The 13,958-nt window shown below is 39.5% G+C and carries 14 protein-coding genes; 13 read left to right on the forward strand and 1 reads right to left on the reverse strand.

Going from position 1 to position 13,958, the window contains the following annotated elements:
• Positions 1–50: 50 nt before the first annotated feature.
• The 9 genes from LCM02_RS02755 (at position 51) to LCM02_RS02795 (ending at position 8,304) form a co-directional block, all read left to right on the forward strand.
• Positions 51–593: a gluconate 2-dehydrogenase subunit 3 family protein gene (locus tag LCM02_RS02755; protein ID WP_224926793.1), complete on the forward strand. Its 543-nt coding sequence runs from the start codon at positions 51–53 to the stop codon at positions 591–593.
• A complete protein-coding gene (locus tag LCM02_RS02760; protein ID WP_224926794.1) occupies positions 590–2,296 on the forward strand; it encodes a GMC oxidoreductase in 1,707 nt (568 codons plus the stop codon). The genes LCM02_RS02755 and LCM02_RS02760 overlap by 4 nt, the downstream gene beginning before the upstream one ends.
• Positions 2,293–3,348 (forward strand): ThuA domain-containing protein, encoded by a 1,056-nt coding sequence (locus LCM02_RS02765; RefSeq protein ID WP_224926795.1) that lies wholly within the window; start codon positions 2,293–2,295, stop codon positions 3,346–3,348. Before LCM02_RS02760 ends, LCM02_RS02765 begins: the two co-directional genes overlap by 4 nt.
• A gap of 27 nt (positions 3,349–3,375) precedes the next feature.
• Positions 3,376–3,693 (forward strand): winged helix-turn-helix transcriptional regulator, encoded by a 318-nt coding sequence (locus LCM02_RS02770; RefSeq protein ID WP_224926796.1) that lies wholly within the window; start codon positions 3,376–3,378, stop codon positions 3,691–3,693.
• Between the two features lie 74 nt (positions 3,694–3,767).
• Positions 3,768–4,289 carry a flavodoxin family protein gene (locus LCM02_RS02775; RefSeq protein ID WP_224926797.1) on the forward strand — a complete coding sequence of 174 codons (522 nt, stop codon included), beginning with the start codon at positions 3,768–3,770 and terminating at the stop codon, positions 4,287–4,289.
• Positions 4,290–4,335: 46 nt separating this feature from the next.
• Positions 4,336–5,481 carry an ABC transporter substrate-binding protein gene (locus tag LCM02_RS02780; protein ID WP_224926798.1) on the forward strand — a complete coding sequence of 382 codons (1,146 nt, stop codon included), beginning with the start codon at positions 4,336–4,338 and terminating at the stop codon, positions 5,479–5,481.
• A gap of 29 nt (positions 5,482–5,510) precedes the next feature.
• Complete coding sequence (locus tag LCM02_RS02785; RefSeq protein ID WP_224926799.1) at positions 5,511–5,912, forward strand: hypothetical protein; 402 nt, start codon at positions 5,511–5,513, stop codon at positions 5,910–5,912.
• A 64-nt stretch (positions 5,913–5,976) separates the two neighbouring features.
• Complete coding sequence (locus LCM02_RS02790; RefSeq protein WP_224926800.1) at positions 5,977–7,725, forward strand: amidohydrolase; 1,749 nt, start codon at positions 5,977–5,979, stop codon at positions 7,723–7,725.
• Between the two features lie 48 nt (positions 7,726–7,773).
• Complete coding sequence (locus LCM02_RS02795) at positions 7,774–8,304, forward strand: DUF6512 family protein (RefSeq protein WP_224926801.1); 531 nt, start codon at positions 7,774–7,776, stop codon at positions 8,302–8,304.
• Positions 8,305–8,335: 31 nt separating this feature from the next.
• Here the strand turns inward: LCM02_RS02795 and LCM02_RS02800 are convergent, their stop codons facing one another.
• Positions 8,336–9,028: a CPBP family intramembrane glutamic endopeptidase gene (locus LCM02_RS02800; RefSeq protein ID WP_224926802.1), complete on the reverse strand. Its 693-nt coding sequence runs from the start codon at positions 9,026–9,028 to the stop codon at positions 8,336–8,338.
• Positions 9,029–9,239: 211 nt separating this feature from the next.
• Here LCM02_RS02800 and LCM02_RS02805 point away from each other — a divergent pair, with 211 nt between their 5' ends.
• From LCM02_RS02805 to LCM02_RS02820, 4 genes are all read left to right on the forward strand, one after another.
• Entirely contained in the window at positions 9,240–9,797 is a 558-nt protein-coding gene (locus tag LCM02_RS02805; RefSeq protein WP_224926803.1) for a hypothetical protein, read from the forward strand.
• A gap of 72 nt (positions 9,798–9,869) precedes the next feature.
• Entirely contained in the window at positions 9,870–11,609 is a 1,740-nt protein-coding gene (locus LCM02_RS02810) for an amidohydrolase family protein (protein WP_224926804.1), read from the forward strand.
• 25 nt (positions 11,610–11,634) lie between these two features.
• Entirely contained in the window at positions 11,635–13,386 is a 1,752-nt protein-coding gene (locus LCM02_RS02815) for a sulfatase family protein (protein WP_224926805.1), read from the forward strand.
• A 152-nt stretch (positions 13,387–13,538) separates the two neighbouring features.
• Positions 13,539–13,928 carry a hypothetical protein gene (locus tag LCM02_RS02820; protein ID WP_224926806.1) on the forward strand — a complete coding sequence of 130 codons (390 nt, stop codon included), beginning with the start codon at positions 13,539–13,541 and terminating at the stop codon, positions 13,926–13,928.
• Positions 13,929–13,958: the final 30 nt, after the last annotated feature.

Here is a 13,958-nt window from a genome sequence, read left to right on the forward strand (position 1 = left end):
ACATTTGGCGTATCTAAACGCATCTTAACCAAATCGAATAGAATATATACATGAAAAGAAGAGAACTTGTAAAAATGATAACCCTGGGTACTGGCGGGGTTCTGTGTATTCCGTTATCTAACTCGCTGCTTATAGCTTGTAAAAAAGTGGATCCTGTCAAAAATTCTGTATTCACGCCTCGTTTTTTTAATGAACAGGAGTTTTTATTTGTCCAGGATCTATTGGATATTATACTACCTAAAACTGATAGTCCCTCGGCGAATAAAGTGGGTGTGGATCAGATCATCGATACCATGATAGGAACAGTTTATAGTCCGGATCAGCAGGAAGCTTTCAATACTAAATTTACTGCCCTGAAAAAATACATGAGCGACAAAAATATGTCGGTTGTCATTCAGGAATTGATAATGTCCGACGCGGAAAATGATAAAATGGCGAAAAATGCCCTTATGGATTTAAAACAACAAGCCGTTGCTTACTACCTGACAACCAAGGAAGTTGCTACTAATTACTTGAATTACTTACCTGTTCCCGGAGCGTATGAGGCTTGTATTTCTTTGGAATCAGTTGGAGGAAAAGGCTGGGCATTATGAGTATGAACGAATCAGATAAAAAAACTTTCGATGCGATAGTTATAGGATCCGGGATCAGTGGAGGCTATGCAGCTATGGAACTTTGTTTAAAAGGGTACAAAACACTGGTACTTGAAAGAGGAAGGATGGTAAAGCACGGGGAGTATCCAACAGCAGACAAGGATATTTGGGATTTGCCAAACCAAAATGTGGTTCCTCATGAAGAAAAGGAGAAACATTACTTCCAGCAAAACCGATTAAACTGGTGGGTGCATGAGGATAATAAACATTGGATCAATAAAGACAGTGAGTATTCTTATGATGAGGTAAAACGATTTGACTGGATTCGGGGCCATCATGTTGGCGGACGTTCCATTATGTGGGGAAGGCATTGTTATCGTTGGAGTGATCTGGACTTTGAGGCAAACAAAAAAGAAGGCTTAGGGATAGACTGGCCGATTCGATATAAGGATATTGAACCCTGGTACGACAGGGTTGAAACTTTTGTCGGTGTGAGTGGCCAGGCCGAAGGATTGTCACAGATTCCGGATGGTAAATTCCTAAAACCTTTCCCTCTGAATTGTGCTGAACAATATTTTAGAGAAGAGGTGGCCAAGGTCTATCCGGAAAGGGTGGTCACTCCAGGAAGGGTTGCGAATCTTTCGGAATACAATCCGGAGGTACATAAAGGACTTCGCGGACAATGTCAGAGCAGGAGCAGATGCGGTAGAGGGTGTCCTTATGGTGCCTATTTCAGCAGTGTTACCGCAACGTTGCCGGTGGCAGAAGAGACCGGTAACCTGACGCTCAGGTCCAATAGCATCGTTGCTGAAATCTTATATGATAAGAATTCGAAAAAAGCTTCTGGTGTAAAGATTATCGATGCAGAATCAAAAGAAGAAATAGAATTTTCTTCAAAGATCATTTTTTGCAATGCCAGCACGGTAGGAACAACGGCAATTTTACTGAACAGTCGTTCTGAAAGTTTTCCAGATGGTTTGGGCAACGGAAGCGGAGAGTTGGGGCACAACATCATGGACCATCATTACGGCATGGGTGTTTATGGGGAAATGCCTGGATTCGAAGATACCTACTATAAAGGAAGAAAACCTGTTGGGTTTTATATTCCAAGATTTACGAACCTCAATGAAAAAACAAAAAAAGAATCCTACTTGAGGGGCTTTGGCTACCAGGGCCAAATATCCAGGTCAAGAAACAATCCTTCTGAAGTTTATGGAAAAGAACTCAAGGATGCGATACTTAAACCAGGACCGTACCGATTGTTCATGTCGGCTTTTGGAGAGATATTACCCAATCATGACAACAGGATGTTTCTTAATTTTCAGAAAAAGGATAAATATGGTATCCCTACGATCACTTTTGATGCAGAATTAAGGGAGAATGAGATTGAAATGCGAAAAGATGCGGTAAAATGTGCGGTTGAAATGCTGGAAGCCGCCGGTTGCAAGAATATTGGCTCTTTTAACAGTGTTACGGCACCAGGTGCATGTATTCATGAAATGGGAACGGCACGCATGGGAAATGACCCAAAAACAAGTGTGCTAAACAAGTGGAATCAAATGCATGAAGTACCCAATGTTTTTGTTACGGACGGTGCCTGCATGACGAGTTCCGGAACCCAAAATCCAAGTATTACCTACATGGCATTAACTGCGCGAGCCGTGGATTATGCTGATAAGCAAATTAAAGCAGGAAAATTATGAGATTGAGAAAAGTTGGAGCAATCTGGATATTGTTAGTTTTAATTATGATATCGAGCTGTAGGGAAACATCCCGAGAGATATCCTCAGAAACCCAAAAACTCAAGGCATTGATCATGGACGGTCAGAACAATCATTACATCTGGCCAAAATCAACTCAGATCATGAAGCACTATCTTGAAGAAACAGATCTGTTTGAGGTAGAAATTTATCGGACCGATTCTATTTGGCTGGGTATAAAGTATGATCAATCAAGGCCGGGGACTCTAGATAAATACATTCAGGAGTATCCATTGGATTCAATGGATCGTTTCATTTCTGCTGAACCCTTAAAAACAGCGGATGTTCAGATTGACTTTGAGAAATACGACTTAATTGTCTCGAATTTTGGGTTTCAGGCAGGAGAGTTTCCGGAAAGCGTAAAAAGGAAATTTGAAAAATATATGTATGGAGGCGGAGGGCTTGTTGTGGTACATGCCGCCAATAACTCATGGGGTCAATGGGTTGAATTCAATAAAATGATTGGGCTGGGCGCCTGGGGTGGCAGGGACAGTTCTGCAGGACCTTATGCTTATTATAATGACCATAATGAGGTTGAAATTGATTCAACGGAAGGGTTTGCGGGTTCTCATGGAGCTCAATATGAATTTTTGATTACAACCAGAGAGCCGGAACATCCCATCATGAAAGGATTGCCAAAGAATTGGCTCCACGCTCAGGATGAGTTGTATGATCGTATGCGAGGCCCTTTTGAAAATGCAACAATTCTTGCCACGGCATATGCAGACCCTGAAAAAAATAAACAAACCTGGGAACCCGTTTTGGACGGATCCGGATGGAACGTACCCATGCTGATGGTTATAGAATATGGTAAAGGCAGAATTTTTCATACTACTTTAGGCCATTTTGATTATTCCATGGAATGCGTCGGCTTTATGTCTACCTTTCAACGAGGTGCTGAATGGTCTGCTACGGGAGGAGTGACACAAAAGGTTCCGGATGACTTTCCGTCTGATAAAAAATCAAAATCCAGAATTTGGAAAGCGAAAGAATAATGAAAGAAACCTTTAAGACAAAAAATTTTGTACCAAAGAAAAACACCTCTAAAGAATGATTGCTCCATAGAAAAAACGTTAAACGTTATTTCCGGTAAATGGAAACCAGCCATTTTAAGTGAGCTTCTGAGAAATAATCTAAGGCTTCGTGATATTGAAAGAGGCCTGCCGGAGGCTTCAAAAAGAGCCTTGACCCAACAGCTGGGAGAAATGATCGAAGACGGACTTATTAAAAAAAGGGACTATAATGAATACCCGAAAAAAACGGAATATTCAATTACTGAACTGGGAATTCAACTTTCCTCTGTTTTTGAAGAACTTTCAAAATTTGGAGACAAATTATAATGGGGCAAAATTTACCCCTTATTTGATATGCCGTAAGAACCTCATAGTTTTGTCGAATAACTAAAACATATATGATGAAAATAAAAGGAGTGATCATACAGGGCAGCTCAAGAAGTAACGGGAATACAGGTAAAATTGTTTCTTTCATTCAGGAAAGAACTGGTTTTGAGAGTATAGATTTAAAGTCAAAAAAAATAGGTGCATTTGATTATAATTTTGAGAATGAGGGGGACGATTTTCTTCCCTTGATGAAGGAAATCGTTTATAATTATGACACTCTAATTTTTGCTACTCCAGTGTACTGGTATTCAATGAGTGGGATCATGAAAAACTTTTTTGACAGAATATCGGATTGCCTGAAAACTGAAAAGGAACTTGGACGAATGCTGAGAGGAAAAAATATGGGTATGGTGAGTTGTGGATCAGATGCTGAATTAAAAAAAGGATTTGAGATGCCATTTGTAGAAAGTGCAAATTATTTGGGTATGAATTATCTGGGAAATTTTCATACATGGTTGGAGAACGATTTAATTCCTGATTCTTTAAAGACAGAATTGAGTATTTTTCTAGAGAATCAAATGATGACCTCTGAATAAAACTTACTATCTATTGTCACGAAAAAATTATGTAAACGAAATACTGATGAACAAAAACCATAATTCTCAAAATTCAAGAAGAAAATTTATAAAAAAAACAGCCCTGGGGTCGGCCATGATCGGGTCCTTAAGTTCTTTTGATTTGTTGGCGGAAACTCAAGTGAAGAAAGTGGAAAATTTGGGAGGGCTTCATCTAAAAATGACTGGCTACGACTATCAAAGGGTAAAACCCTTCTTTGACCAGAAAGTCGGGATAAAGGATTGTACATTTGAAATGGTCAAATCTGGAGGAATTGGAGATATGAACACCAATGTTTTTAATGGCCCTCAGACCTTTGATGTTACTGAAATTGGAATCCTCCCTTTCATAATAGCCTATGTAAATGATGAATTCCGGGATTATAAGTTGCTCCCGATTTTTCCATTAAGAATGTTTCGTCATAAGAGTATATTTATTCATGCGGATGGTCCCATTAAAAGGCCTGAAGATTTAAAGGGAAAAAGGATAGGAACCCCTGGATATTCTTCATCTTCACTTACATGGATAAGAGGTATGCTTCAGGACGAATACGGCATAAGCCCCAACGATGTTCAATGGGTCATTGCTAATAAAGATTCTTCTGCAGATGTTTCAGGAAAACGATCAGCACAAGAACAGGTTTTTCCCAAGGAAATTTCAATTCGAAACGGGACTCCGGGTAAAGATGAATCAGACCTTCTGTTATCCGGGGAGGTTGATGCCTTGTTTCACGCGGCCCAGCCTAAAGAATTTATAATGGGCAATCCTAAAATTGTCAGATTATTCAAGAATTCCAAAAAATCAGAACAAGAATATTTTTTGAAAACAGGAATCTTTCCTATCATGCATGCTGTGGCAGTAAAATCAGAACTCTTAAATAATAATCCTTGGTTGGCCAAATCAATTTTTGATGCTTATGCTAAGGCGAAAAAGATGGATTATCAACATATGATGAAATTGGGTTGGGCCTATGATACCTTGCCCTGGTACGGACAAGAGTTTGAAGAAACAAAGAGTGTCATGGGGAAAAATTTTTACTCTTATGGTTATGAGAATAATAGAAATGTCCTTGAGACGATATGCAGATATGCTTTTGAACAGGGTCTGATCAAGGGTCAAATTTCTTTTGAAGATTTGTTTTTCAAACCATCATCAGTTTTGTCGGAAAAGTAATTACTTTTGATTTTTACTAAATAGAAAAAATGAATACAAAAGTATTAATGAGGATTAGTGCATTGTTTTTAGGTGTCATGGGAGTGGTGTTATCTTTTTTGCCGGATGAAATTGCACAATACCTTGGTGTGGAACAAAATGTTATCACAATAACTTTCATGAAATTAATGGGTGCCTTATACCTGGGCTTTGCGATTCTTAACTGGATGGCAAATGGAACATTGATTGGAGGAATTTATAACAGGCCTATTGCAATCGGAAATCTTATGCATTTTGGGGTTGGGGCCTTAAGTCTGGTTAAAGTGCTCTCTTCCTTGCCAACACATTCCACAGTTTTTATTTTACTTACCGTTGTATATTCACTCCTGGCAATCGGTTTTGGCTATGTTTTCAGAACCAATCCTTCAAAACCAGTTCATTCTCAACAATGAAGACTGTGCAAAAAGTTGCATAAAACTGAATTCATTGCTACCTTAGGGTTAAAACAATGGAGAGATGAATAGTTATGCAAGATTTTTAGCAATTTTGATTCTTTTAGTGTCGTGTTCTCAAAAAGAGGTCAATAATACGGCGGACAAGGTATTTTTAAATGGTAAGATTTACACGCTTAACCAAGATGATCCATGGGCAGAGTCGGTCGCCATATCAGATAATAAGATTGTTTTTGTTGGGTCAACAAAAGAAGCAGAATCTTTTATAGGTGAAAAAACCGAATTGTTGGATTTAGATGGTAAAACCATTTTACCAGGTTTTGTGAGCGCACATGATCATTTAATTGCTTCAGCCTGGACATCTGCCGGAGTGCAGATATACAATGCCAAAGATAAGGAAGAAGCTTTGAAGATGATCAAAGATTATGCGGAAGCCAATCCTGATCGGAAAGTAATTCAGGGCATTGGATGGGATAAGAACATGTTAAAGGGTTTGCCTACCGCCAAAGATCTGGATGCCGTAGTTCCTGACAGACCGGCCTTTATTCTGGATAATACGATTCATGACGGATGGTTGAATACTGCAGCTTTAAAAGCGGCAAACATAACCAAGGAAACTCCTGATTTGGTACCTGGTGTAACCTATTGGGTCCGTGATGAGAAAGGTAATCCCACAGGAATCGCCATTGAGATACAATGGTTTGGGGCTTTCGGGAAAATTGCCTGGGATCCTGAATTGATGATTCGAGAAAGCGCGGAAGATCTTTACACCCTTGCAGCTTCTAACGGGACCACAACATTTCTATGCCCAGGTATAGTAACCCCAAATATCAAGGATGTTCATGATGGTATGGAAAACGATTTTATGGTAGCCATGGATATGTTGAGAGAGTGGGAAAAAAAAGGTATTTTGAAAATGCGCACTGTAGCGGCGCCTATGTTTAAAAGCGCAACAGGCGATCCGCAAAAATTTGTCGATTTTGGGGCCAAAATGAAGGACCGTTACAATTCTGACCAACTGTTAGTAAATAGTTTGAAAATCCATCCTGAAGGAAACACTGTTGCCGGGACCGCCCCGCATCTCTCTCCTTATCAAGGGACAACAGATAATTATGGCTCTTTTAACGTAGAGCCTGAAGTAACAATGGCGATTGTCACCAAAGCCGCGGATGCGGATCTGGATGTCATGATTCACACGGATGGGGATCGTTCTTCTCGCGCCGCAATCGATGCTATTTTGGCTGCAAGGCAAAATCATCCTGATAACCGAAGTGCGCTACATCATGCCATTTATGTGCATCCTGAGGATCAGATACGAGTCATTGAAAACAGGATACCGGTGAATGCCACTCCGAATTTCTACAATACCTTCGGTGGAGGGGATCAGGACAACCTCAGAATAAGAGGGGAGGAGCAGGTCAACAGCTCGCTGGGGCGTTATCCTCATTTTGCAAGAAACGGAGTTCCGGTTAGTATATCTGCTGATGTGCCCAGTACGCCGTCAGGAATGCAGGGGCCCTTGTTTGTAGTTCAATGCGCAGTAACCGGAAAGGATGCTTCTGATCCAGAGGCCAAAGCATTTCCTGAAAACAGAACTCCAATGACACTCGAGGAAGCCATTAGAGCCGTTACCATTGACGCTGCCTGGCAACTGCGTATGGAAGACAAAGTAGGTTCCATTGAAGTCGGAAAATATGCTGATCTGGTTATTTTGGAGAAAAATCCTTTTGACGTGGATCCTTTGAGAATAAAGGATATAAAAATCATTTCCACAATTATGGACGGGAATTATACGTTTAAGAACAAAAATTGATTTTAGGACGATTCATTCAAAAGAATCACTTTTATCCATGAAATTGATATGAGCAAAGGTGCCAATAAATCAAAAGTTTGGAGCATCATAGGGTTTTTTGCTATTGTTACCCTGGGATTTTTGTACCATGACCTTTTCCATTGGACAAATGAAGCAACTCTTATTGGCCTGATGGCTCCTGTTAATGAAAGCGTTTGGGAGCACCTTAAACTGGGCCTTTGGGCAGTAATATCATTTTCTGTAATTGAATATCTTGTAATTCGTGAGTCGGTAAATAATTATTTTTTTGCCAAGGCATTTGGGGTACTCGTTATCTGTTTTACGGTTCTTGCTGTTTATTACACGTACACCGCATTTCTCAAAAGAAATATAATTCTGTTGGATATTTCTTCCTACATACTTGGTGTCTTTCTATGCCAATTGGCTTGCTATAAAATTTATCAATGGGAAAATTCAAAAATTCTCAACCGAATTGGCATGATTGTATTGGCTGCATCAGTTCTTCTATTTGCTTTCTTTTCATTTTATCCACCGGAAACAGGCTTGTTTAGGGATCAGCAATTAATTCCTATGGAATAAAAAAAAGTGTCTAAAGTGTTGATTTAATGGCCTATGTTTGAGGTTTTGAATATCTTTTGTTTAAGTAGAAGGTTATCAAACCTGGTATGACCAGAGCTTGCCAAAGAAAAAACATTAGCTGCTCCCAACCGTTTAATTCTGAATCAGTTTCTTGGATTATGTAAAGCGAATTGCCAAGGGGTCCGGCAGAAAAAACAACAATGCTCACCACAATCCAGCCAAAATGTAAACCTAAAGGGGCATATAAAGATTGTGTTCTGGCAAAGGCGTAGGCAAACATCCAGCCACCGACTCCGGTTACCAAAAAAACATAAATCATGGGAACAAGACCACGACCAAACATATCATAGCTAAACCAGTGATAGATTCCAAAAACAACGGCACTAACCATACAGGCTCGTATGATGCCAAATTTTTTTATTAAAATATATAAGAGGGCTCCACGAAAAATTAATTCTTCAAATAAGGCAGCTTTTAAAGTCCACCAAATCCCATTGAGGCTTTCCAAAAATCCATATTCAGGATTTCGAATATAACTGACTTCTTTAAGATAGGATTGACCCAATAAGTTGATTGCGCAGAACACTGCCATTATAAGTAAACCAATTGAAAACTCTCTCAAGCGCCTTAAATTGGGCAGAATGCCTAAAGAAGTTATATGCTCCCTGAAAACAATCCAAAGAACCAACCAGGACAGAATAAAAACTACAAATACTCCTAACATATAGCTGGATGTTTTAAAACCCAGCCAAATATAATTGTAATAAATGAAATCATTGAATCTATTAACGGATTGAACTTTTTTGTACCTTGACGAAAACTAGTTTGACACTTTATCGAACAGCAATTGAGATCTTTATGATATTATTTTTTTTAGCTATTTGTTAAGATGATTAGTTCTCCAGGACAGTCAATAAATTTTGAATTTACACCATATGAGGAACTTGTTTATTATTTTATTTGTTTTATATCCCTTTCTAAGTGATGCTCAGGAGCAAGACAAAACGGATTCCCCTTCAGATTCACAACAAGGTCTTACTGGGCTTTCTGAATCCATAATTTTTCCTGAAAAATGCCTCGGGGTATGGGAGGGAATGATGTATATCTTCAGCCAGGGTTCCCTGCGGGACAGTGTAAAAGTAAAGTTCACGGCTGCCAAAACTGATATCAAGGGTAATTTTGTTTGGAAAACAGAATACCTGTCTCCTACAAGACCCATGGTTAAGGATTATAAACTGGTTGTGGATGACCCTGTCAAGGGCCGGTATCTTCTCGACGAGGGAGACGGAGTGAAGTTGAGGCTTTACAACATTAACAATAAATTGTACAGCCTGTTCAAAGTGAACGATATCTATCTGACGTCAAGCACTGAACTGTTTGATGACCGGCTGGTCTTTGAGGTCACATCGGGAAAAGAAGAAGGTGAAACACAAGGAGTCAAGAATTATTCTTTTTCGAATGTTCAAAGAGTGGAACTGAGAAGAATAGATTGAAAAATTCTTTTCGAAGGCAAAACAAATACGAACTACACCAAATAAATACTAAACCAAATAAATACGTATTACATGTCAAAAAACTATCTTTCACTTATTGCTTTTCTGATTTTATCCATTTCACTTCACGGACAAACATTCATTACCCATGTTACGCTGGCTGACGTAGAGAAGCAAAAATTGGTCAAGAATCAAACCGTTGTGATTGAAGATGGTCGAATTTTAGAAATCTATAAGAGCACTAAGAAAAGATTTCCTGAGAATGCAACTGTAATTGACGGGTCAGGGAAATATCTGATCCCAGGCTTGGTGGATGCGCACATTCATTTTTTTCAAAACGGAGGTATTTACACAAGACCGGATGCCATTGACTTAAGAAAGTATAAGAGCTATGAAAAGGAAATAGCCTTGACCAAATTTGATATGGAAACCAAATTGAGGCGTTATCTTAACAATGGGATTACCACGGTAATTGATGTGGGAGCAACCTATAATTTCCTTGAGCAGAGAAAGAATTTCATTGATAAAAAGTTTTCACCTACAGTTTTTATGACAGGGCCTCTTCTTACAACCTATGAACCGGAAGTTTATAAAGAACTGGGAAAGGATAAGCCTTTCACCCTTACAAAGTCGGTTGAAGAAGGGATACAAGGGGTTCAGGAACAGTTAGCCTATGATCCAGATTTTATCAAAATCTGGTATATAGCCGGAGCTGATGGTTTAAGCATTGAGGAGAGTGCTCAAAAAAATCTTCCTATCGTTAAGGCCATCATTGATGAGGCCCATAAAAACGATTTAAAGGTTGCAGTACATGCAACTCAAGAATTTACGGCAAAACTGGCTGTAGAAAATGGTGCTGATTTTTTAGTCCATAGCGTTGATGATGAAATTCTAAGTGAAGAATTTGTGGAATTAATGAAGGCCCAAAAAACGATTCTTTGCCCTACCTTGGTGGTGCATGAGGGCTACCATGATACTTTTGGCCAGAATTTGGAAATGAGCAGGCACGAACTCTACCAGGCTGATCCTTATCAGCTCGGATCTTTGTTGGATGGAAAACATTTATCTGATACCTTACTCATCAATGCTTATAAAAAAGGAGCCAACTCTAAATCAGGACAAGATCGTCTGAGCCAAAGAAGGGCTACCATGATGGCCAATCTAAAACTGTTGTCGGACGCAGGAGTAATTATTGCGACAGGAACGGATGCCGGGAACATTGGTACACTGCACGCCTCGTCTTATTTGAAAGAAGTACAGGCCATGCAGAAAAGTGGAATGAGCAACTGGCAGATTTTGACAGCATCTACACTTAACGGGGCAAAAATTCTTGATAAAGAAGTTGAATTTGGCAGTATCAGCCAGGGTAAAAAAGCGAATCTCATTTTATTGGACGACAACCCTGTTGAGGCCATTGAAAACATTACAAAAATTAACCTTGTCATAAATCGGGGAATGCTTATTGATCCAAGGGAATTACTGGAAGACCAACCTACTGATTTGGCTCAGAGACAGCTGAATGCCTATAATTTTAGAGACATAGAAGCTTTTTTAGAGCCTTATGCCGAGGATGTTGAAGTCTATTCCTATCCTGATAAACTGCTCTATAAAGGTAAAGATATAATGAGGGAACGATATGCCGGTATGTTTGCCTCTACGCCTAATCTGCATTGTGAGTTAAAGGAAAGAATTGTTCAGGGTAATATTGTTATAGATAAGGAGCGTGTCCAATTTCGGGACAGGATCCTTGAGGCTGTAGCTATTTATCATATAGAAGAAAACAAGATCAAGAAGGTTTACTTTATCCAATAAATACAGATTTCTATTGACTAACTCAATGAAAGAGGAATTGAATCTAAAACCCACATATAAGATTTTTTGGTGGCTATGCCTTATGCTGATGGCCTGCCATTCGGATAAAAACAAGCACAGTGAAGAAAGTCCTGTGTTCAATGAACCCCAACAGCCTAATATTTTATGGTTGGTCACTGAAGATATGGGGCCTTATATTGCTCCTTTTGGAGACTCTACTGCGCCAACCCCTCATTTGAGCCGTTTGGCATCGGAGGGGGTGATCTATACCAATATGTATTCTCCTTCAGGTGTCTGCGCCCCAAGCCGAGCGGCAATTGCAACGGGGATGTATCCCTCCAGTATCGGTGCAAATCATATGCGAACAGGAACGAATATGGAAAATACAGGTCTTCCTGCATATGAGGCCATACCACCACCGGAAGTCAGAATGATCAGTGAAATACTAAGAAGTAATGGCTATTACTGTACAAATAATAACAAAACTGATTACCAGTTCAAGGAACCGATGACGGCATGGGATGAAAATGGTCATTTTGCACATTGGAGAAATCGTCAGGAAGGCCAACCTTTTTTTGCGGTATTCAATTTTACACAGACCCATGAATCTGGATTGTTTGAACCCTATGGATTTAAAAAGAGAGAATTCAGGCACTACTCGGCTGGAGACTCTAATGTTTCTGATTTTGGATGGAATGAACTGACATCAGAAAAGGAAACAACGGTACATGTGCCAAAGGATACTAAGTTTCCTGTCCCTCCATATTTACCGGATAATGAAGTTGTAAGAAGGGATCTCTGGAAAATGTATAACAATATAGCTGAGATGGACAGGCAAGTTGGAGCAGTGCTGAAACAGCTGGAGGATGACGGTCTGTTGGATAATACGATCATCTTTTTTTATGGAGATCACGGAGGGCCAATGCCCAGGCAAAAGCGATTGGTCTATGATTCAGGTCTTCACACCCCATTGATTATTCGATTTCCGAATAAACAAAAATCAGGGGCCATAGAAAAACAATTGACCAGCTTTGTCGACTTTGCACCCACGTTGCTTTCCCTGGTTGGGATCAATCCTCCGGAACATCTCCATGGGCAAGCCTTTTTGGGAGCCTATCAAGCAAAGGAAAAAAGAAAATACATTCATGCAGCAGCTGATCGTTTTGACGAACTCACTGATGTGATTCGTGCTGTTCGGGACGAACGGTTCAAGTATATTCGAAATTTCAGGCCCGAGCAGGGGTACTACCTGCCGCTTCAGTACAGGGAACGAATTCCAACCATGAAGGAAATGATTCGATTAAGAGATGAAGGAAAGCTGGATAGCATCCAAAGGCTATGGTTTAGAGAAAATAAGTCTCCCGAGGAATTATATGATTGTGAATCGGATCCGCATGAGTTGAATAACCTGGTTGATGATCCGGCTTACAAAGAAAAACTCGAGGAATTACGGGCTGAGATGGACCGTTGGATCCAAGACATTGGAGATCAGCCTAATTTACCGGAAAGGGAATTGATCAGTCAACTTTGGCAAGATGAAGCCACACAACCTGTTACAAATAAGCCCTTAATTACATTATCAGAAGGAAAAATTGTGATTGGTTGTTCTACCAAAGGTGCGTCATTGGGGTATAAGATTATTAAAAAAAATGGTAAAATACCAAAGGCGTGGAAGGTCTATCAGAACCCGCTAATTCTCCCTAAAGGCAGTAAATTGGTTGTTCAGGCACACAGAATAGGGTTTAAACCCAGTGAGATCATTGAGAAAATAATTTAGTTTGTTCATGTATCCCAGCGGGCCTTATCGATCAGATAATCTTAGTTTGTTGTATATTTACGTGGCTTGATCTGACAGTTGAGAGCTAATATGTTTTATAGAACTAAATCTAAGCTGTGCCTTATGTATAATTTTTTCACCTTTAAAGCCTTATGAAAAGGAATATAATAGTTTGCGTATTACTGCTGGTGCTGCCTTTTTTACTCATTGCCCAGGAAGAAACGAATTCAAATGAATCAAAAAATGAACTCATTGGAAACTGGAAAATAGATTTAAGGCCTACTCCCGATGCAGAGGCTTATTTTCAAAATTTTGTTGTTTCAAGTATTAATGAAAGTTCGTTTACGGGGACGTTTTACGGTAGTGAAATAAAAGATTCGTTGATCAATGATTACTGGCCCAAGATTTATTTTGCCTTTTCAACTTCCGATCAGAGTAATGAATATTATCATTCAGGTTACATAGAGAATGGAAAGGTTTATGGAATTACTTATTGTCCCGATCGAGAATTTACGGCTCCCTGGACCGGAGAAAAAGAATGAGTGGAACATCCTTTATTTCATAATGCTAAT

The sequence above is a fragment of the Lutimonas saemankumensis genome, from assembly GCF_020171465.1.
GTDB lineage: Bacteria > Bacteroidota > Bacteroidia > Flavobacteriales > Flavobacteriaceae > Lutimonas > Lutimonas saemankumensis.